Origin of the sequence: Massilia yuzhufengensis, from assembly GCF_900112225.1 — a bacterium.
GTDB classification, from domain to species: Bacteria; Pseudomonadota; Gammaproteobacteria; order Burkholderiales; family Burkholderiaceae_D; genus Telluria; species Telluria yuzhufengensis.
The window spans coordinates 19,645-39,608 of record NZ_FOLD01000026.1; the positions used below are offsets into that span (position 1 = coordinate 19,645).

Consider the following 19,964-nt stretch of genomic DNA (forward strand, 5'->3'; position numbering starts at 1 on the left):
CCTCATTCAGGGGTGTCAGTCGACCGGGTCGGGCCGGGTCATGTCGATCGGGACGATCCACTGGTCGAACTGCTGGGCGTCGACGAAACCGGACTGGAGCGCGGCCTGGCGCAGGGTCAGGCCCTCGTGCGACGCCGTCTTGGCAATCTGCGCGGCGCGATCATACCCGATGTGCGGCGCCAGCGCGGTCACCAGCATCAGCGATTTTTCCATCAGCTCGGCGATGCGCGCATGGTTCGGCTCGATGCCTTGGGCGCAGTGGGTGTCGAAGGAACGCATGCCGTCGGCCAGCAGGCGCGCGCTTTGCAGGAAGTTGTGCGCGATCATGGGCTTGAACACATTGAGCTCGAAGTTGCCCTGCGAGCCGCCCACGGTGATCGCCACGTCGTTGCCGAATACCTGGCAGCACAGCATGGTGAGCGCCTCGCACTGGGTCGGGTTGACCTTGCCCGGCATGATCGAGCTGCCCGGTTCGTTCTCGGGAATGGTGATTTCGCCCAGCCCGGAACGCGGGCCGGACGCCATCCAGCGCACGTCGTTGGCGATCTTCATGAGGGCCGTGGCCAGGGTCTTGAGGGCGCCGTGGCTGGACACCAGGGCGTCGTGGCCAGCCAGCGCCATGAACTTGTTGGGCGCGGTCTTGAAGGCCAGCCCCGCGCGTGAACCCAGTTCGGCCGCGATGCGCGGCGCGAAATCGGGGTGCGCGTTCAGGCCGGTGCCCACCGCCGTGCCGCCGGCGGCCAGCGCCAGCAGGCCGGGCAGGGTAGAGCGGATCGCGCTTTCCGCAAATTCCAGCTGGGCCACGTAGCCGGAAAACTCCTGCCCCAGCGTGAGCGGCGTGGCGTCCTGCAGGTGGGTGCGGCCGATCTTGACGATGTCCTCGAAGTCGCGCGACTTGCGCAGCAGGGTGGAACGCAGCTGCATCAGCGCGGGCAGCACATCCTTGGCCACCGCCACTGCCGCTGCCACGTGCATGGCGGTGGGGAAGATGTCATTGGACGACTGGCCCATGTTGACGTGGTCGTTGGGGTGGATCAGGCGCTGTTCGCCGCGCTCGCCCCCGAGCAGCTCGGAACCGCGGTTGGCCAGCACCTCGTTCATGTTCATGTTGCTCTGGGTGCCGGAACCGGTTTGCCAGACCGCGAGCGGGAATTCGTCGGGGTGGCGGCCGTCCAGCACCTCGTCGGCGGCGCGGATGATGGCGTCGGCCTTGTCGGCGGGCAGCTTTCCGAGCGAGCGGTTGACGGCGGCGGCGGCGCGCTTGACCTGGGCCAGGGCCGCGACCAGTTCCGGCGCCATGCGCTCGCTCGAGATATGGAAGTGGTGGAGCGAACGCTGGGTCTGGGCGCCCCAGAGGCGCTCGGCCGCGACCTCGATCGGGCCGAAACTGTCTTTTTCAATCCTGTTTTCCATGGCTGTCCTGTCGAATGGGAGCGTTGATTAAAGAGTTTAGCCGATTGTCCGTTAATTACGCTTGAGCCTCATTTTCGTTCCTTCCTATATGGCTTGCCGCCTTCCACTGTTAGTGTCTTGCGCGCTGCTTGCCGGCGCGGCCCAGGCGGCCGAACTCGGTGAACCGCGGGTGAGCTCCTGGCTCGGCCAGCCGCTGGTGGCCGACATCGAGCTCACCCTGCTGGAAGATGCCGCCACGCCGGTCCAGGTGCGCCTGGCCGATGCCAATGTGTACAAGGTTGCCAATATCGGCATGCCGGCGGTGCTTTCCAGCCTCAAGCTGTCGGTGATGCGGCGCGACGGGCGGCAGTTCCTGCATGTGACTTCGCTCAAGCCAGTCGACGCGGCCCACCTGCACCTGTACCTGGAACTGCTCGATGGCGGCCAGCGCAGCGTGCGGCTGGCCACCGTGTGGCTGTCGCCGGACCCGAATCCGGCGCCGGCGCCGGCTCCCGTGGCAGCTCCGGTGCCGGCGCCCGCGTCTGCGCCTGCGCCCGCCGTGGTGAAGCAGGCCGCGCCCGAGCCCAAGCCAGTGCCCAGGCCGGTTGCGCCGGCGGCCCGCCCCAAGCCGGCAGTCGCCGCGCCGCCGCCCAAGGCGGAACCGGTTCCCGCCGGCGCGGCCTGCGTCCCGCAAGTGACGAAGCAGGAAAGCGCCTGCGTGGCGCTGGGCGCGAAGAACGCGATGCTGCGCGAGCAACTGGGCCAGCTCGAAGACAAGGTCAAGGTGCTGCAGGTGGCGATGGGCGCCGCGCCGGCCTCGGTGCTGCCGCCGGTCAAGACGCACCAGCCGAGGAAGAAAAAGCCCGTGCCCGTGCCGGAGCCGGGCTGGCCCTGGCCCCTGCTTGGCGGCGCCGCAGCCGGCGTGCTGGCGCTGCTGGCCGGCCTGCTGTTCTTCCTGCGCCGCAGGAAGGCACCGAAGCGGGTCGTGGAGCCGAAAGTGAGTCTCGGCACGCGCCTGAAAGCGCGGCTGGGACGCAAGAGCGCGCCGGCAAGGACGGCCGAACCGACCCTGGACGAGGGCGCGCACGACTTGTCTACACAATTGTAATTTTTGCTATATAATCATTTCGTGGTCGCAAGATCATGAACGGCACAGAGACCTGGCGCAGCCACCACCGATAGCGTGGCGCGGAAAGCAGGTGACGTTGAAGAAACGCCTGTGTCGGAAGCAGTTCGCCAGCCAACCGCGGCAGCGAACGCCGGATGCAACCGGCAAGAGGCGACGCCAGGAGATACCTGGATGTCGCTCTCCCCATTCCGTGGCCGAGCCTTCCGCTCGGGCACATTGCAAAAGCGCCTGCGGGCGCTTTTGTCTTTCCAGGGCTCGTTAATGAGTCCATGCGCCGGGCATATTCCGCTCTGCGGCCGGGCGCTGGACAGGCTACAATCCGGGAGCAGCACAGACCCGGGCGTACGATGAAAAATTGGATCAATCGATTATTGAGCAGTACAGAGAGCCAGGCCGCCACGCCCGCGGACGGCGCCGTGCAGGCCGAGCCCGGTGCAGAGGCGGAGAGCGGCGGCGATCCCGGTATCGACGCCCTCTACTACCGCTGGCTGGCCGGGCCGGCCACCTTCGACGCCCCGCCAGACACCGAGCGCATGGTGCTCGAGCAGGTCCGCGCCATGACGCAGAACCCGGCCGTGGCGGCCGAGCTGGTGCCGCGGGTGCCGGAACTGATCCCCCGGCTGCTGCGCAGCATGCGCGACGAAAACGTGTCGACCAACGAACTGGCCGGCCAGGTGGCCGAAGACGTGGTGCTGGTCGCCGAAGTGCTGCGCGAGGCGAACAGCGCTTACTACCGGCCCATGACCCCCATCAAGACGCTGGACGCCGCGATCATGCTGCTGGGGCAGAACGGGCTGCGCATGCTGCTGGCCCGGGTCGCTTTCCGGCCGATCATCAAGCTGCACGAGGCCGGGTTCGCCCGCCGCGCGGCGCCGCTGGTGTGGAACCACTCCGAGAAATGCGCGGTCGCGGCCAGCCTGATGGCGCCGGGCGTGACGGCCGACATCTTCGAGTCCTGCCTGGCCGGGCTGATGCAGGACGTGGGCCTGATCGTGGCCTTGCGGCTGGCGGACCGCGTCTGCCAGAACGGCCGGGTGCCGGCCTCCAGCGCCTTCGGGGTCGAACTGCTGGCGCGCAGCCGCCACCTGTCGGCGGTAATTGCGACGCACTGGGATTTCCCGAACAATGTCGCGGATGCGATTGCGCAGGCTGGCGAGGCGAATGGCTCCAGCCTGGCCCAGGCCCTGGCGCAGGGGGACCGGATTGCGAAACTGCGGCTGCTGATCGACAGCGGGATGTTGTTGGAAGAAGACGCGCTGGTCACCGAAGGCTTGAACAGCTTCCAGCGCCGTTGCCTGGGCAAGCTGGCCAACCTGGAAGAGTAGGGCGGCCGGCGAAGCCTCCGCCCATGAAAAAAGGCGCCCTCGGGCGCCTTCGTTTCGATTGCAGCGAATTTAGTGCGCGCACATCGCGCGATCGAGCTGCCCCATCCACGGTTCGGTCACGTCGCGGATTGCGCGGTCGTTGGCCATCAGCTGCTTGAGCAGGTCGATCTTGCGCTGGCGCTGGGCGCCGTCCAGGGCCGGCACGCCACCGATCGCGGCGCCTGCGGCCACGCTGGCCTGCACGTTCAATTTGTCGAATCCGGTCCAGTTGCCCGCCTCTGCGGCGCCCTTCATCTGACCGGTCAGGCCAGCGAGGTTTTCGTACATCGAGAGGACATCGTTCGAGGTCATGTTAGCACCAAGGCAAGGTCACGCCGGCCGGATTGCCGGGTGTCTACCCATTTACGGATGGGCTGGCGAGAACTTTAGGGCTTGATGAAAATATTTTCGAATTATTTTCGCGACGAGCCAGTGTTGTCACTCAAGCATGTTAAATCCACGGCGCATGGTCCAGAATGCTTCCGCCATTCCCCACATTCAGCAGTTTGGCCGCGTTTTCTGCAGTCTGTCGCAATCCCGGCGCAGGTGACTCCCGGCTTGCCTACAGTGCAGGCTGGGTTTTTGCGCCGGAGAGCGCAGGGCCGCGACCAATAAAAACAGATTCGAGAGAGAGACTTATGAGAGAGATGCCAGTCGCCCGGGCTACCAGAGCCGCCGCTGCGCTTGCGTTCGCGCTGACGGCCGCCACGGCGCAGGCCGAAGCGCCGTTTTCATTCGCCGCCACGCCCGGCAAGCTGCCGAAGGACGTGATCCCGCTGCAGTACGCTGCCCATATCATGCCGGACGTGGCCGGCAACAGCTTCCGCGGCACGCAAACGGTCGAGATCGAAGTCCTGTCCCCGACCTCGACCATCATGCTCAATGCCGACAATATGCAGATCGACGCCGCCAGCCTGTCCGGCCGCGGAATCGGCAAGCTCGCGCTCGAGCCGGTGCTCGACAAGGAGCAGCAGACCTTGCGCTTCCAGCTGGCGCAGCCGCTGGCGCCCGGTAAATACGAGCTGGCGCTGCAGTTTCGCGGCCAGATCAACCGCGAAGGGCGCGGCCTGTTCTACGTGAACTACAAGGCCGGCGGCGTCGACAAGAAACTGATTGCGACCACCATGGCGCCAAGCGACGCGCGCCGCATGCTGCCGACCTGGGACGAACCGGCCTTCCGCGCCCGTTTCAAGCTGACCGTCGATGTGCCGGGCAACTTCAAGGCCTATTCCACCACCCCGATCGAAAAGCGCGAAGAGCTGGCCGGCGGCATGCAGCGCATCAGCTTCGGCAATACGCCCAAGATGCCGTCCTACCTGGTGGTGCTGGTGGCCGGCGAGCTGGAACGCCTGGCGGCGAAACAGGACGGCGTGGACATCGGCATCGTCACCACCGAAGGCAAGCTCGGCTCGGCGGTCTTCCCGCTGGCCGCCTCGCGCGACCTGCTGCGCTACTTTAATAATTATTTCGGTATTCCCTACCCGCTGCCCAAGCTGGACCAGATCGCGATCCCGGGCGGCTTCAACGGCGCCATGGAAAACTGGGGCGCGGTGGTCTACAACGAGCCGACCCTGCTGTACGACCCGAAGAAGAGTCCCGAGAAGGTCAAGAAGTTCACCTTCAACATCAACGCCCACGAAGTGGCGCACCAGTGGTTCGGCAACCTGGTGACGATGGCCTGGTGGGACAACCTGTGGCTCAACGAGGGCTTTGCCTCGTGGATGGCGGCCAAGGCGACCCACCATTTCCACCCCGAGTGGCGTCCCTACCTGGAAGGCATGGCCGAGCGCGAGTACGTGATGAACCTCGACGCGCGCAAGACCACGCACCCGATCCAGACCCGCATCGACACCGAAGAGCAGGCTGCCGCCGCCTTCGATGCGATCACCTACATGAAGGGCCAGGCCTTCCTGCGCATGCTCGAGGCCTACCTGGGCGAAGAACCCTTCCGCAAGGGCATCCGCGCCTACATGAAAAAACACCAGTACTCGAATACCACCTCGAACGACCTGTGGACGGCGCTGGAAAAGGCGTCCGGCAAGCCTGTGGAAAAGCTCGCCTCCGACTGGACCACGCAGCCCGGTTTCCCCCTGGTGAAGGTCGAGCAGGTGTGCGAGGACGGCAAGCGCAAGGTCACGCTGTCGCAGGAACAATATCGCCTCGACGAGCCGCCCAGCGTCAAGCGCCTGTGGAACGTGCCGCTGCAGGTCGGCACCGTGAACGGCAAGGCCTGGTACACGCTGCTGTCGGGAGCCAGCACCACGGTCACCCAGGCCAGCTGTGACGGGGCGCTGGTGGTGGATCCGCACAGCGTGGGCTACTTCCGCGTGCAGTACGATCCGGCCAGTTTCCGCGCGCTGGCCGAGCAGGCGCCGCACCTGCCGGACAGCACCCGCCTGAAACTGCTGGCCGACACCTGGAGCTTCGCTTCCAATGGCCGCATGGACCTGCGCGGCTACCTGGACCTGGTGCGCACCTACGGTAACGAGCCGCGCGTGGCGGTGTGGGATGCGATATTGGGCAACCTGCGCACCCTCGATTCGCTGGCGCGCGGCGAGCCGGAGCAGGCCCTGATCCGCCGCTTCCTGATCGATTTCGCGCACCCGAAGTTCGACCAGCTCGGCTGGGACGAAAAGCCGGGCGAAACCGCCGAAGACAGCCAGCTGCGCGGCATGCTGGCCACCGCGCTGGCGCGTGCCGGCGACGCCCGCGCCATCGACGAGGGCCGGGCCCGCTTCGCGCGCTACCTGAGCGACCCGTCCACGGTGCCGCCCTCGATGATCGACTTCGTCACCGGCACCGCCGGCCGCTATGCCGACGCCGCCACCTACGACGCGCTGGCCGCGCGCGCCGCGAACGCTCCCAACAGCGAAGAGCGCAACCGCTTCGGCCGCGCGCTCACCAGCGCCCAGGACCCGGCACTGGCCGCCCGCACCTTGCAGATGCTGCTCTCGCCCACCACGCCGCCGGACCTGACGCCCTACATCCTGGGCGGCGTCGCCAGCGAGCACCTCGACCAGACCTGGAATTTCGCGGTCGCCAACCGCGAGGCGCTGCTGGCCAATATGGAAGCGCTCGGCCGCAACGCCATGTTCGCCAGCATCGTCGGCGCGTCCGCCAACCCGGTCCATGCCGACATGATGGAAAACTATATGCGCAAGAACTTCGGCCCCGATGGCGTTGTCGAAGCCGAGCGCGTCGGCAATGGCGTGCGTATCCGCGCCGCCCAGAAGGCACGCCTGCTACCGCAGGTCCGCGCCGCTTTACAGTAAGTTCTTACCAGAACACCACAAGAGAAGGGACACCATGAACACCAGCTGGACTCCGATCAAGACCGCCGTGACCCTGGCGCTGTGCAGCGCCGCCATCGCCTTCGCCCCGGCCCAGGCCGCGGGGCAGGGGGCCGCCGCCACGCCGGCCAGGCCCGCCGCCGCCACCATGCTCCCGGGCGACGATTTCTATGCCTGGGCCAACGGCCAGTGGATGGCGCAGACCGAGATCCCGGCCGACCGCGGTTCCTGGGGCGCGATGGCCGCGCTGGCTGAAGAAAGCAACGCCCGCATCGTCAAGCTGATCGAGGAAGCCGCCGCCAACAAGGCCGCGACCGGCGAAGCACGCAAGGTGGCCGACTTCTACACCGCCTACATGAACGAAGCGGCGATCGAAACGGCCGGGCTGGCAGCGCTCAAGCCGCGCCTGGCGAAGATCGACGGCGTCAAGGACCGCGCCCAACTGTCGCAGCTGCTGGGCGAATTCCTGCGCGCCGACGTCGACCCGCTCAACTCCACCAACTTCAATACCCCGAATTTGTTCGGCGTGTGGTTCAACCAGAGCCTGACCGACCCGTCGCGCAACGTGCCTTACCTGCTGCAGGGCGGCATCGGCTTGCCGGACCGCGCCTACTACCTCGACAACAGCCCGAAGATGGCCGAGCTGCGCACCAAGTACCAGCAATACATCGCCGGCGTGCTCAAGCTGGCTGGCTATGACAACGCCGAGACGCGCGCCGCCAGGATCTTCGCGCTCGAATCGGAACTCGCCGAAAGCCACGCCTCGCGTGAAGAATCGTCCGATATCCTCAAGGCCAACAATACCTGGAGCATGAAGGACTTTTCGGCCAAGGCGCCGGGCATGGATTGGAAAGCCTTCATGAAGGGCGCGCGCCTGGGCGGCCAGGACCGTTTCATCGCCTACCATCCGGGCGCGATCAAGGGCGCGGCCGAACAGGTGCGGGCCACCGACCTGGCGACCTGGAAAGACTACCTGGCCTTCCATACCCTGAACCAGTTCTCCGGCACGCTGCCGAAGGCCTATGTGGACCTGCGCTTCGAGTTCTACGGCAAGACCCTGACCGGTTCGCCGCAGCAGTCGGTCCGCTGGAAGCGCGCGCTGGCCGCCACCAATGGCGCGATGGATGAAGCCGTGGGCAAGATGTACGTCGCCAAGCATTTCTCGGCAGCGGACAAGGCGCGAATCCAGAAGATGGTCGCCGACATCAAGCTCGCCTTCGAGCGCCGCATCGACAAGCTCGACTGGATGGCGCCGTCGACCCGCGCCCAGGCCAAGGAAAAGGTCCGCACCATGTACGTGGGCGTGGGCTACCCGGATGAATGGAAGACCTATGGCGGCCTGCAGGTCTCGTCGACCGACGCGCTGGGCAATGTGCTGCGCGCCCAGGAATTCCACTATGGCCAGCAGCTTGCCAAGCTCAAGCAGAAACCGAAGAAGACCGACTGGTCGATGCCGCCGCAATTGGTCAATGCCGTCAACCTGCCGCTGCAGAACGCCCTGAACTTCCCGGCCGCGATCCTGCAGGCGCCGTTCTACGACGCCAAGGCGTCCGACGCGCAGAACTACGGCGCCATCGGCGCGGTGATCGGCCACGAGATCAGCCACAGCTTCGACGACATGGGCGCCCAGTTCGACGCCCAGGGCCGCCTGCGCGACTGGTGGACCAAGGAAGACCTGGCCCACTTCAAGCAGGCCTCGCACAAGCTGGTGGAGCAGTACAACACCTATAAACCCTTCGACGACCTGGCCGTGAACGGCCAGCTGACCCTGAGCGAAAACCTGTCCGACCTGGCCGGCCTGGCCGCGGCCTACGACGCGTTCAAGGTCTCGCCAAGCGGCAAGGGCACCGGCGTGGAAGCCGACCGCGCCTTCTTCACCGGCTTCGCCCATGCCTGGCGCACCAAGATGCGCGAAGCCTCGCTGCGCCGCACCGTCCTGACCGACGGCCACGCCCCAGGCCAGTACCGCACCTCTACCGTGCGCAACCTGGATGCGTGGTACAAGGCCTTCGATGTGCAGCCGGGGCAGGCGATGTATTTGGCGCCGGAGCAGCGGGTCAGGGTGTGGTAATTTTGGGTTGGGAGCGGGATCATGGACTAGCCTGATTCCCGGCCCTGATCCAAAGACCGTCGTTCCGGCGCAGGCCGGAACCCAAGTTCGTTCGCCCCGTCGAAACGCCCGCGTTCACCATGACGCACACAAAATTAGGCACCGGCCTGCGCCGGTGCGACGTGCTGGTGTTGCGGACTAGCGGCGCGTGCGTGCCATCGCGCCGCGTTTAGCCCGATAATGCCCCCATGACCCCCGACGACATCTCCCGCCGCACCCTGGCCCACTACGACCACAACGCCGAGTCCTTCTTCGCCGGCACCATCGACCACGACGTCAGCCAGAACATCGACGCGCTGCTCGGCGCCATCGAAGCACCTGCGCCGTACACCATCCTCGACCTCGGCTGCGGCCCCGGACGCGACCTGAAAACCTTCACCGAACTCGGCCACAAAGCCATCGGCCTTGACGGCAGTGCCCGCTTCGCCGAGATGGCGCATGCCTACAGCGGCTGCGACACCTGGCATCAGGATTTCCTCCACCTCGACTTGCCGCCAGACATGTTCGACGGCATCTTCGCCAATGCCTCGCTGTTCCACGTCCCCAGCGCCGAGCTGCCGCAGGTCTTGCGCAAGCTTTTCAACACGCTCAAGCCCGGCGGCGTCCTGTTCAGTTCCAACCCGCGCGGCGACAACCGCGAAGGCTGGAACGGCCCGCGCTACGGCAGCTACCACGACTACCCGGCCTGGGAGCGCTACCTGACCGATGCCGGTTTCATTCCCCTGCACCATTACTATCGTCCACCGGGCCTGCCGCGCGAACAGCAGCCCTGGCTGGCCAGCGTCTGGCGCAAGCCACTATGTTAAATGACGAACAGAGCCAGGACACGTTTAGACCTATCGTGGGCATCCGAACCACAGCACGATGAGGTGCCACATGAACGAGGACCAAGTCAAAGGCAAGGCCAAGGATATCGGCGGCAAGATCCAGGAGAAAGTAGGCGAAGCCACCGGTAACCGCCAGACCCAGCGCGAAGGCGTGTCCAAGCAGGTCGAAGGCAAGGTGCAGGAAAAAGCAGGCGACGTGAAGGATGTCTTGAAGGGCAACAGGTAAGTTTGTCCTCGCCTGGAAAAAAGCCGCGCAGTGCGCGGCTTTTTCATCGTGGGCCTTCATCGTCGTCCTGAGGCAGGTCGAGCCACATCACATAGTCGCCCTCGGCCGGGACCTTGCTGATCCGTCCACCACGGATCGTGGCCGCGCATTCGAAATGCCTGAACCCGGCAAGGTCGCGTTCGACCAGCGCGCGCCGGAAGTCGATCGCCACGCGCGGCGCCAGGTTGCCGACCACCTCTTCCTGCAGCATCACCTTGACGGCGTTCGAGCCCGTTTCGATCCGCAGCTGGACAGGGATGTCGAGCGCCGCGCCCTTCCCGGTGCGCGGTCCGCACACCGCTTCGAAGATGTCCTGGTAGCGGCGTGTGCCCAGCACTTCGATCCTGAACTGGCGCGGGCCGGTAATGACCGGGATGATGGACGGCGCGCCGGCGGCGATGGAGCGGTCCGCCGCACGGGCAGGCTCGCGCACGCCCTCGACCTGCAGGGCGCGGAAATAGACCTCCAGCGCAAGGCGGGTGTGGTCCAGCGCGCGATGCGCCGTGCCGACCTCGAGCTCGAGGTGTTTGGCCAGCTTGACGAGCTTGTGGCTGCCGAGCTCGGGCCACGCCAGCCGGGCGCGCGCCAGCGCGCAGTGCCCGATGTTGCGCAGGGGCGGGCGGCCGTGGCGCTCGACGACGGCGTTCAGGAAACGCGCATCGGCATTGATGTTGAACGCGACCAGCGGGTGGTCTTCGATGAAGTCGATGAACTCGTCCAGCACGTCCTGCATCGGGCGCCCCTGCGTCATCAGCATGTCGTCGTTGATGCCGGTGAGCTTCGTGATGAATGGCGACAGCGGGCGCTCGGTCGCGATCAGGTGCTGGATGTGCGGATGCGTATCGGCGCCCGGGATGAACTTGACCGCGGCGAGCTCGATGATCGAATCCTTCCTGGCGCACAGGCCGGAAGTCTCGACGTCAAAGAAGACGATCGGGTCGCCGGAGGTCGGGTAGTGGGGGTTCTGCATGGCGGTCGGCATCATTGGCTTTATAGAACGTACATATGCCCAGGCATCATACTGCCGATACCTGGACAAAGGTTCACCAATTGTCGCCGACTCAGCCCGGTTTTCCCACCTTGTCCGAGCGGTCGCCCAGCACGTCTTCGATATACAACATCTTCACCAGCACCGCGAGGCCGGCCGCCAGCGGCGTCGCCAGCGCTACGCCGGCAAAGCCGAACAGGGTGCCGAAGACCAGCTGCATCACGATCACCAGCGCCGGCGGCAGGTCCACCGCCTTGGCTTCGATCAGCGGCTGCAGCACATAGCCTTCCACCAGCTGGATGCCGACGAACAGCAGGATCGTGTACAGCGCCAGGTCCTGGCTGATCGACAGCGCCAGCAGCACCGCCGGGATGCCGGCCATGATCGGGCCAAGGTAGGGGATGAAGTCGAGCAGCCCGGCGATGATGCCCAAGATGAGCGCCAGCGGCACGCCCAGCATGCCCAGGCCCACCGAGGTGACGACGCCGACGATCAGCATCGAGGCCGCCTTGCCGAGCAGCCAGCTGGACAAGGTCTGGCCGAGTTCCTTCTGGACTTCGCGGGCCCGTGGCCGATGGTCCTGCGGCACCAGGCGGATCACGCCGTTCGTATACAGCTGGGGCGTGGCGGCGAAGTAGATGCCGACGAACAGGATGATGACCACGTTGCCCAGCGCCCCGATCACGCCCCCGAAGAACAGGCCGGCGTTCGGCACCATGTTGCCCATCTGCTTGACGATCTGCTCGGGCGGCGGCAGTTCGGCCGCGATGCGCTTGAGGATCGGGTGCTGCTTGACCTCGCCCTGCAGGCGCTCGACGGCGGCGGGGATTTCCTTTGCCAGCTTGCTGGACTGCTCGGAAATCTGCGGCGCCATGCCCCAGCCGCCAAAGCCGATGATGGCGGCCAGCGCCAGCACCACGGCCACCAGCGCCACCTTGCGCTTGACGTGCAGGCGCCGCGCCAGGATCTCGCTCAGTTTGTACAGCAGGATGGCGCACAGGATGCAGGCGAAGACCAGCAGCAGCGCGTCGGCCGCCAGCACGATGGCGGCGGCCAGGAACAGGAACAGGATGGCGATCCCGCTGATCATCGTCGTGCGCTTGGCGACACGGCGCTGGGTGTGTGGCGGGTCGGCCGCTTGTTCTTGGTGTTGTTCGGTCATGGTGGTGTCCCCGTTGAACGGCAAGTGCCGCGTTGACAAAAGATTAGCATTCACGCAAGCAAAATGTCGCGCGCCAGCGAGCTGCCGTGCTATGTGCGGGGACGTACAGAAAGCGGCCGAAGCTTCGTTTATTCTGAGCTTCATGCATGGCCATCCGGACATGTTTTCTTAAGGAGAAGACCATGAACAAGGACCAAGTCGAAGGCAAACTGAAAGACATCGGCGGCAAGATTCAGGAAGAGTTCGGCGATGCGATCGACAGCCCAGAGCAAGAAGCAAAAGGCCTGGCAAAACAGGTTGAGGGCAAGACCCAGAAGAAACTGGGTGATGTGCGCGAAGCGCTGGATGATGCCACCGATGGCACCACCACCACCACGACCACCACGACTCGCCGTCCGTAAGACTGCGGTTTTGTGATGAGGGACAGCCGCCTGAGGGCGGCTGTTGTTGTTTAGGGGGTGTGTTGCGAAATTAGGTTCCGGCCTTCGCCGGAACGACGGTCTCAAGTGTAGTGGTACTGATCGAGCCGCATCAATTCTATCGTTAGTCTAGAGACCGTCGTCCCGGCGCAGGCCGGGACCCAATTTTCCCCGAACAGCCCCTACAAAAGAAAACAGCCGCAAACGCGGCTGTTTCCACTAACAAACCCAATCAATCACTTCGGCTGCGTCCCGCCCAAATTCTTCTTGAAGAAGCCTTCAATCATCCCATACACGTGCCGCTGGTTGACCTTGCCCGAAATCCCGTGCTTGGCCCCTGGATAGGTCATCAGTTCGAACTGCACGTTACGCTTGACCAGCTCGTCGATCAGGCGCGTAGTGTTGGTGAACAGCACGTTGTCGTCCGCCATGCCATGCACCAGCAGCAGTGGCGACTTCATGCCATCCAGGTGCGCGAACACGCCACTGCGCTTGTAGGCTTCCGGATCCGACTTCGGCGTACCGCCCACGAACTGCTCGGTGTAGTGGGTGTCGTACAGCGCCCAGTCGGTCACCGGCGCCACCGACACTCCCATCGCGATCTTGCTTGAGGCTGCCGACAGCAGGCGCAGCGTCATGTAGCCGCCGTAGCTCCAGCCGAACACGCCGACGCGCTTGGCATCGACGAAGCTCTGCTTGGCCAGCCAGTCGATGCCGGTCAGCTGGTCTTCGACTTCGACCTTGCCCAGGTTGTTGTAGAGGGCATCGGTGAAGACGCGCTCGCGGCGGCTCGAGCCACGGTTGTCCAGGGTGAACACCACGAAGCCCTGCTGCGCCATGTACTGGTTGAAGTAGCTGCCCCAGTTGCGGGTCACGCGCTGCGAGTGCGGGCCGCCGTAGGTGAACAGGAACACCGGATAGCGCTTGGTAGCGTCGAAGTTGGCCGGCTTGATCATCGAATAGTGGAGAGTCTGGCCATCCTTGGCCTTGATCGTGCCGAACTCGGTCGGCAGGTGATCGGCAATGTACTTGCCGTAAGGATGGTTCGCGTTCAGCTCGTTCTTCTCCAGCCATTCCACCATGCTGCCGTCGGCGCGGCGGATCGACACTTGCGGTGGGGTGGTCGGGTTCGAGTAGGTGTCGACGAAGATCTTGCCATTGCCTGCGAACGAGGCGTCGTGCCAGCCGTCGCCGCTGGTGATGCGCACCGGCTTGGCGGCGTTGCTGCCGTCCAGGTTCAGCGCATAGGTCTGCTTGTCGATGACCGCATCCTTGTTCGACGAGATATAGACCTTTCCACCGGCTTCATCGACCGCCAGGATATTGTCCACGCCCCAGTCGCCTTTCGACAGCGGATGCATCAGCTTGCCGTCCAGGCCAACCAGGTAGAGGTGGTTGCGGCCGTCGCGCTCCGAGGCCCAGATGAAGGCCTTCTTGTTCTTCAGGAAGCGCAGGTCGTTGTGGATGCTGACCCAGGTCTTCGAGGTTTCCGACAGCAGCGGGCGCTGGGCCAGGGTGTCGACATCGACTGCCACCAGGTCCAGGCGCTTCTGGTCGCGGGTCTGGCGCTGGTACACGAGGGTCTTGGCGTCGGCGCTGAAGTCGGCGCGCACCAGGTAGATGTCTTTTTCAGGGCCCAGGTCGACCTTGCGCTGCTGGCCAGTGGCCGGGTTGACGACCATCAGCTCGATCAGCACGTTCGGGTCGCCCGCGGCCGGGTAGTGCTGGTCGATCACTTCGGTACGGTCGGCGAAGATCTCGAAGCGGCGCACCACCGGCACCGGGGCTTCGTCGTAGCGGCGGTAGGCGATCGCGGAATCGTCCGGCGCCCAGTAGTAGCCGGTGTGCTGGTCCATTTCTTCCTGCGCGACGAATTCGGCTTCGCCGTTGTGGATGGTGCCCTTGCCGTCGGTGGTCAGCTGGCGCTCGGCGCCGGTCTGGAGGTCGATCACCACCAGGTTCTGGTTGCGCACGAAGGACACGTAGCGGCCCTTGGGCGAAATCTTCGGGTCGATCACATTGCCCGACGCGACCTTGCGCGGCGCGTCCGGCTTGGCGGCATTGACCAGGTACAGGTCGCCACCGATCGGCACCAGGAGCTGCTTGCCGTCCGGCGACCAGTTATAGGTGAGGATGCCCGACAGGCCGGCGGTACGGGCACGTTCGCGGCGCGCCTTCTCTTCCAGCGACAGTTCCTCGTTCGGCACCAGGCTCTTCGAATCGACCAGACGCTGGGTGGTCTTGGTCTTCATGTTGTATTCCCACAGGTCCAGCTGGTACTGGTTGTCGGCACGGCCGCGCAGGAAGGTGACGCGCTCGCCGTCGGGCGACACGCGCAGGTTCTTGACGCTGGCGCCGGCCAGCGCTGGATCGCCGTAGATACGGTCCAGCGTCAGGCGTTCGGCCAATGCGGGAGCGGCCGCGAGGGCGACCGCGAGGGCGGTCGAGAGGAGCAGGAGAGGGCGCATGAAATGTCTCTGGTGTAAGTTAATTTTCTACAACTGCGGAACGATACCAGAGTCCCTCTCGAAAAGCTGTAATTACACGGCTGATTTGGCATCGCGGATACGCTGGCGCGCCAGCTTTTCGAACGACCAGGTCAGCAGCACGGCCGCCACCGTCAGCGCTACCACCAGGCCGATCCAGAAGCCGGTGGTTTCCATCGGCGCGCTCGGCACCCACGGGAACCACTGCGGCGCCAGCCCCAGGATGCAGCCCAGCGGCAGCGACACGCCCCAGAAGGCCAGCAGCTGGATGATCATCGGCGCGCGCGTCACCTGGTAGCCGCGGATGGCCGAGGCGGTGGCCACTTGCGTGGCGTCGGACAGCTGGAACAGGGCCGCGAACAGCAGCAGGTGGGCGCAGGCGGCCTGCACCGCGGGGTCGGAGGTGTAGGCGGTCGCGATCTCCCAGCGGAAGATGGCGATGAACAGCGCCGACAGCGCGCCGAAAGCCACCGACATGCCCACGCCCACCCAGCCGACGAAGCGGGCGCGCTCGGGGCTGCCTTCGCCCATGGCCTGGCCGACGCGGGTCATCATGCCGATGGAAAAACTGAGCGGCACCATGAACACCAGCGAGGAAAAATTGAGCGCGACCTGGTGCGCGGACACGGCCACCACGCCGAAGCGCGCCACCAGCAGGCTGATCAGGCCGAAGGCGCTCACTTCCGCAAAGTAGGTAATGCCGATCGGCACCCCGAGCCGCAGCATGTGGCCGATTTCCTTCCAGTCCGGACCTTCCCAGCCGGTGAACGGGTAAGTCAGGCGGTAGGCCGGCGACACCTTGACCCACCACACCATGGCGCCGAGCATCAGCCACATGCCCACCGCGGTCGATACCGCGCAGCCGACCGCGCCCAGCGCCGGAAAGCCCCAGTTGCCATACACCAGCAGCCAGTTCGAAAGAATATTGAAGACCAGGCCGAAGATGGCGATCCACATGATCGGCATGGTCTGGTTGATACTGGTCGTGTAGCCGTACAGCGCGCGGTAGCAGGCGAAGGCCGGCATGCCGACGCTGATCACGTGCAGGAACAGCGACGCGCGGTCGGCCACGTGCTGCTCCAGCCCGACATGGTCGAACAGCAGCGTGCACAGGTTGGCGAACAGGCAGGCCAGCAGGCCGACGAGCAAGCCCTTCCACAGCGACTGGCGCACCGAGTGCGGGATCTGGTCGTAGCGCGCCGCGCCGATCTCGTGGGCCACCACGGTGTTGATCGCCATCATGGTGCCCATCACGGTGACCAGCACGATCGACCACACCGAGGTGCCCAGCGACACCGCGGCCAGCTCCTCGGCGCTGACGTGGCCGGTCATGGCGACGTCGGCCACGCCCATGCCCACGGTGGCCAGCTGGCCCACCAGCATCGGCCAGGACAGGCGCCACAGGGTCGAGATCTCGGTGCGGACGGGGGAAGGAGCGGTGGCAGTGGTCATGGAGCGGCGGGCGATGCGGGAAAGCCCTCCATTCTACTGACTAAACGACAAGTTCGGATCATTGCTGCCGAGCTCATCCGTTCTTGCGCCGCCACAAGGTCCCATACGCAAAACTGGCTGAACTTGTAGGGTGGGCGGCTTCGCCGCCCGCGCGTTCAAACCACGCGGGACGACACGCTGCGTGGTTTGGCCATGTTCGTTGAACGCGTGGCCGGCAGCGCCGCCCACCCTACGAGGACCCACCATGGAAGAGCTGTTACCGTACTACGAGCGTGAACTGGTTTACCTGAACACGGTCGGCCGCGAGCTGGCCAACCAGTACCCGCGCCTGGCGAGCGAGCTGGGCATCAGCGCCGACGGCACCGAAGACCCGCACATCCGCCGCCTGGTCCAGGCCTGCGCGCTGCTCAACGCCCGCACTGCGCGCAAGCTCGACGACGACTACCCTGAGTTCACCGAGGCCCTGCTGGGCAGCCTCTATCCGTACTTCCTGCAAGGGATCCCATCCTGCTCGATCGCGCGCGTCGGCGCCGGACCCGGGCAGCCGGCCCCAGCCAAGCTCGAGCAGGTGCAGTCGGTGCCGCGCGGCGCCGAGATGAGCGCGCTGCACGGCAAGGGCACGGCCTGCCGCTTCCGCACCACCAGCCCCTTGCTGCTGGCGCCGGTAGGCGTGCTGCGCGCCCGCTACGAGCCGGTGGTGCATGCGCCGGCGCATGTGCGGCTGCCGGCCCGGGCCAGCGGCCAGATCGCGATCACCATCGAGAGCGCGGCGCCGGCGCGGCTGCTGCGCCAGCTCGGCATGCCGCGCCTGCGCCTGTATGTCGACGCCGATCCGCTGCTGGCCGCAAGCCTGCTCGACACCCTCTTCATGCAGGTCGGCGCCAGCTACCTGGAGATCGGCGACGGTGGCCCGTGGCGCCAGGTGGAACGCATGCCGATCGCGCTGGGCGGCTTCGCCGACGACGACGCGCTGGTGCCGCTGCGGCCCAGCGAGCACGGCGCCTATCGGCTGCTGAGCGAATACTTTGCCTTCCCGGAAAAGTTCCACTTCATCGACATCGACCTGGGCAAGCTCGCGCCCATGCTGCCCGCCGCCGCCCACCGCTTTACGCTGCACCTGATCGTCGGCGGCCTGCATGGCGACAGCGGCGCGGCGCGCCTGCTCGGCACCCTGCATGCCGGGCACCTGGTGCCGGGCTGCGCGCCGGTGGTCAACCTGTTCCACCAGGCCGCGATGCCGGTGCGCATCACGCACCGCACCGCGATGTACGACGTCGCCCCGGGTCGCCACGAAGACGACGTGGAGGTGTACAGCATCGACAGCGTCAACGTGCTGCGCACGGCGGAGGGCAGGGTGCAGTCGGTCGCCTACCGGCCGTATTACGGCCTGCGCCACGGCGAAGGGGCCGAGCTGCGCGAGCGCTACTGGTTCGCGCGCCGCGACGACCGCGGCGTGCACCGCCACCGCATGAAGATCGGCTTCACCGATGCCGGCTTCTCGCTGAGCGCGGACGAGCAGTGCGTGGCCTCGATCGACCTGACCTGCACCAATGGCGCGCACGCGGCCAGCTGCGGCTTCGGCGCGCCAGGCGGCGACCTGGTGAGCGAGACCGCCACCAACGGACTGCCGGTGCACCTGCTGAGAAAGCCCACCCTGCCGCACCGCTTCCCCTCGTCCGGCGGGACCCACTGGCGCCTGGTGGCGCAACTGGCGCTCAACCACCGCTCGCTGGGCGACCTCGACGCCTTCCGCGAAGTGCTGACCCTGTACGACGTGTCGCGCTCGGCCGCGACCCAGCGCCAGATCGCCGGCATCACCGCGATGCAGGCGCTGCCGTCCACGGCCTGGATGCGCAACGCGATCGGCGCCACGCTGGTGCATGGCACCGAGGTGCGCATGACGGTGGATGAAGAAGCCTTCGCCGGCACCAGCCTGTATGTGTTCGCCGAGGTCGTGAACCGCTTCTTCGGCCTCTACGTGCACATCAACAGTTTCACGCGCCTGAGCCTGCGCTCGGCCCAGACCGACCGGGAGCTCCTGCGATGCGAGCCACGCAACGGCAAGCTGACGCTGGTGTGATCGACCAGCTGCTGAAGGAACCCTGGCGCTACGAGCTGTTCCAGGCGATCCGCCTGCTGTCGCGCTGGCTGCGCCGCCATGGCGCGCGGCCGGAGATGGCGATCCGCTTCGAGAACAGCCTGTCGCTGGCGTTCCCCGCGGGCGAGATCGAGGCCCTGGCACTGGACCCGGCGGGCGAGGGCCTGCGCCTGCGCGTGCGCACCGCCGTCATGGGCCTGCTGGGCGTGAACGGCGCGCTGCCCCACCATTACACCGAACGCGTCGCCGAGTGGGAACACGCCACCCGCGACACCGGCCCGCGCGCCTTCTACGATGCTTTTTCGAGCCGCCAGGTGGCCTTGTTTTACCGCGCCTGGCGCAAGTACCGCGTGCGCGGCGGCCCGGACGAGCACAACCGCGACCGCTTCCTGGCCCAGCTGGCCGCGATCGGCGGGGTGGCGGGCCAGGGCCAGCTCGACGCCGGCCTGTCCTTCGAGAGCCTGGCCTATTTCGCAGCGCAACTGCGCAGCCGGGTGGTATCGGCCGGGCTGGTCGAGGGCGTGCTGGCCGAGTACCTGCAGGTGCCCGTCAGCGTGCAGCAGTTCGCCGGTCGCTGGGACGCGCTGGGTTTGCGCGACCGCAGCCGGCTTGGCGAGAACAATTGCGATATTGGCCTGGGCGCCACGCTCGGTGCGCGCCTGCTGCGGCCGGAACTGGGCATCCGCATCCGCGTGGGGCCGCTGTCGCTGGCCGTGTTCGAGCGCTTCCTGCCGGGAGCCAGCGGCGCGCGCGCCCTGGCTGCGCTGCTCGACCGTTTCTCTATCGAACTGCCCCACCGCGAGCTGCAGGTCGTGCTGCGCGGCGACGAAGTCGACGGCGCCTGCCTGGACGGCAGCATGCGGCTCGGGCTGGACGGCTTCCTGTGCACCCGCGCCGACCGGCGCGACCGCGACGACGTCTGCTACCTGCTGGCCTGAGACAAGGCGATCCGCGCGACGCCCGCGCCGTGGGCGACCTACAA

At 66.1% G+C, this 19,964-nt stretch carries 15 protein-coding genes; 9 read left to right on the forward strand and 6 right to left on the reverse strand.

Annotated elements, in window-relative coordinates; all coding sequences use genetic code 11:
- Positions 1-15: 15 nt before the first annotated feature.
- Positions 16-1,413, reverse strand: coding sequence for a class II fumarate hydratase (gene fumC, locus BM031_RS18870; protein WP_091876105.1), 1,398 nt, complete (start codon positions 1,411-1,413; stop codon positions 16-18).
- An 88-nt stretch (positions 1,414-1,501) separates the two neighbouring features.
- On the opposite strand from fumC, the gene BM031_RS18875 reads away from it, so the two are divergent.
- Entirely contained in the window at positions 1,502-2,500 is a 999-nt protein-coding gene (locus tag BM031_RS18875; protein ID WP_502501243.1) for a type IV pilus assembly protein FimV, read from the forward strand.
- Positions 2,501-2,892: 392 nt separating this feature from the next.
- On the forward strand, positions 2,893-3,846 hold the full coding sequence (locus tag BM031_RS18880; RefSeq protein ID WP_229409034.1) for an HDOD domain-containing protein: 954 nt from the start codon (positions 2,893-2,895) through the stop codon (positions 3,844-3,846).
- Between the two features lie 69 nt (positions 3,847-3,915).
- Here the strand turns inward: BM031_RS18880 and BM031_RS18885 are convergent, their stop codons facing one another.
- Complete coding sequence (locus tag BM031_RS18885) at positions 3,916-4,197, reverse strand: flagellar protein FliT (RefSeq protein ID WP_091876108.1); 282 nt, start codon at positions 4,195-4,197, stop codon at positions 3,916-3,918.
- 326 nt (positions 4,198-4,523) lie between these two features.
- Between BM031_RS18885 and BM031_RS18890 the strand changes: the two genes are divergently transcribed.
- The 4 genes from BM031_RS18890 to BM031_RS18905 all read left to right on the forward strand — a co-directional run bounded on the left by BM031_RS18890 (position 4,524) and on the right by BM031_RS18905 (position 10,338).
- On the forward strand, positions 4,524-7,157 hold the full coding sequence (locus BM031_RS18890; protein WP_177207816.1) for a M1 family metallopeptidase: 2,634 nt from the start codon (positions 4,524-4,526) through the stop codon (positions 7,155-7,157).
- Between the two features lie 34 nt (positions 7,158-7,191).
- Positions 7,192-9,246, forward strand: a complete 2,055-nt coding sequence (locus tag BM031_RS18895; protein ID WP_091876110.1) for a M13 family metallopeptidase — start codon at positions 7,192-7,194, stop codon at positions 9,244-9,246.
- 227 nt (positions 9,247-9,473) lie between these two features.
- Complete coding sequence (locus tag BM031_RS18900) at positions 9,474-10,091, forward strand: class I SAM-dependent methyltransferase (RefSeq protein ID WP_091876111.1); 618 nt, start codon at positions 9,474-9,476, stop codon at positions 10,089-10,091.
- Positions 10,092-10,161: 70 nt separating this feature from the next.
- On the forward strand, positions 10,162-10,338 hold the full coding sequence (locus tag BM031_RS18905) for a CsbD family protein (RefSeq protein WP_091876112.1): 177 nt from the start codon (positions 10,162-10,164) through the stop codon (positions 10,336-10,338).
- Positions 10,339-10,381: 43 nt separating this feature from the next.
- Here BM031_RS18905 and BM031_RS18910 read toward each other — a convergent pair whose 3' ends face one another.
- Positions 10,382-11,347 (reverse strand): 3'-5' exonuclease, encoded by a 966-nt coding sequence (locus BM031_RS18910; protein WP_177207817.1) that lies wholly within the window; start codon positions 11,345-11,347, stop codon positions 10,382-10,384.
- 91 nt (positions 11,348-11,438) lie between these two features.
- The gene (locus BM031_RS18915; protein ID WP_091876154.1) at positions 11,439-12,527 is read right to left on the reverse strand and encodes an AI-2E family transporter; all 1,089 of its coding nucleotides are present in this window, start codon (positions 12,525-12,527) and stop codon (positions 11,439-11,441) included.
- Positions 12,528-12,709: 182 nt separating this feature from the next.
- Between BM031_RS18915 and BM031_RS18920 the strand changes: the two genes are divergently transcribed.
- Positions 12,710-12,928 (forward strand): CsbD family protein, encoded by a 219-nt coding sequence (locus BM031_RS18920; protein WP_091876114.1) that lies wholly within the window; start codon positions 12,710-12,712, stop codon positions 12,926-12,928.
- A 254-nt stretch (positions 12,929-13,182) separates the two neighbouring features.
- Here the strand turns inward: BM031_RS18920 and BM031_RS18925 are convergent, their stop codons facing one another.
- Together BM031_RS18925 and BM031_RS18930 are read right to left on the reverse strand one after the other, a co-directional pair.
- Positions 13,183-15,414 carry a S9 family peptidase gene (locus tag BM031_RS18925; protein WP_091876115.1) on the reverse strand — a complete coding sequence of 744 codons (2,232 nt, stop codon included), beginning with the start codon at positions 15,412-15,414 and terminating at the stop codon, positions 13,183-13,185.
- Between the two features lie 72 nt (positions 15,415-15,486).
- Positions 15,487-16,884 (reverse strand): MATE family efflux transporter, encoded by a 1,398-nt coding sequence (locus tag BM031_RS18930; protein WP_091876116.1) that lies wholly within the window; start codon positions 16,882-16,884, stop codon positions 15,487-15,489.
- A 244-nt stretch (positions 16,885-17,128) separates the two neighbouring features.
- On the opposite strand from BM031_RS18930, the gene tssF reads away from it, so the two are divergent.
- Positions 17,129-18,964 carry a type VI secretion system baseplate subunit TssF gene (gene tssF / locus BM031_RS18935; RefSeq protein ID WP_091876117.1) on the forward strand — a complete coding sequence of 612 codons (1,836 nt, stop codon included), beginning with the start codon at positions 17,129-17,131 and terminating at the stop codon, positions 18,962-18,964.
- Positions 18,961-19,920, forward strand: a complete 960-nt coding sequence (gene tssG / locus BM031_RS18940) for a type VI secretion system baseplate subunit TssG (protein ID WP_229409036.1) — start codon at positions 18,961-18,963, stop codon at positions 19,918-19,920. Before tssF ends, tssG begins: the two co-directional genes overlap by 4 nt.
- The last annotated feature ends 44 nt before the right edge of the window (positions 19,921-19,964 follow it).

What these genes read in the sequence shown, in the direction of transcription:
- BM031_RS18915 (WP_091876154.1), bottom strand. Translation starts at nt 12,527, where the DNA reads ATGACCGAACAACACCAAGAACAAGCGGCCGACCCGCCACACACCCAG.
- BM031_RS18895 (WP_091876110.1), top strand. Translation starts at nt 7,192, where the DNA reads ATGAACACCAGCTGGACTCCGATCAAGACCGCCGTGACCCTGGCGCTG.
- BM031_RS18900 (WP_091876111.1), top strand. Translation starts at nt 9,474, where the DNA reads ATGACCCCCGACGACATCTCCCGCCGCACCCTGGCCCACTACGACCAC.
- BM031_RS18920 (WP_091876114.1), top strand. Translation starts at nt 12,710, where the DNA reads ATGAACAAGGACCAAGTCGAAGGCAAACTGAAAGACATCGGCGGCAAG.
- BM031_RS18875 (WP_502501243.1), top strand. Translation starts at nt 1,502, where the DNA reads ATGGCTTGCCGCCTTCCACTGTTAGTGTCTTGCGCGCTGCTTGCCGGC.
- tssF (WP_091876117.1), top strand. Translation starts at nt 17,129, where the DNA reads ATGGAAGAGCTGTTACCGTACTACGAGCGTGAACTGGTTTACCTGAAC.
- BM031_RS18925 (WP_091876115.1), bottom strand. Translation starts at nt 15,414, where the DNA reads ATGCGCCCTCTCCTGCTCCTCTCGACCGCCCTCGCGGTCGCCCTCGCG.
- BM031_RS18910 (WP_177207817.1), bottom strand. Translation starts at nt 11,347, where the DNA reads ATGCAGAACCCCCACTACCCGACCTCCGGCGACCCGATCGTCTTCTTT.
- BM031_RS18930 (WP_091876116.1), bottom strand. Translation starts at nt 16,884, where the DNA reads ATGACCACTGCCACCGCTCCTTCCCCCGTCCGCACCGAGATCTCGACC.
- fumC (WP_091876105.1), bottom strand. Translation starts at nt 1,413, where the DNA reads ATGGAAAACAGGATTGAAAAAGACAGTTTCGGCCCGATCGAGGTCGCG.
- BM031_RS18905 (WP_091876112.1), top strand. Translation starts at nt 10,162, where the DNA reads ATGAACGAGGACCAAGTCAAAGGCAAGGCCAAGGATATCGGCGGCAAG.
- BM031_RS18890 (WP_177207816.1), top strand. Translation starts at nt 4,524, where the DNA reads ATGAGAGAGATGCCAGTCGCCCGGGCTACCAGAGCCGCCGCTGCGCTT.
- BM031_RS18885 (WP_091876108.1), bottom strand. Translation starts at nt 4,197, where the DNA reads ATGACCTCGAACGATGTCCTCTCGATGTACGAAAACCTCGCTGGCCTG.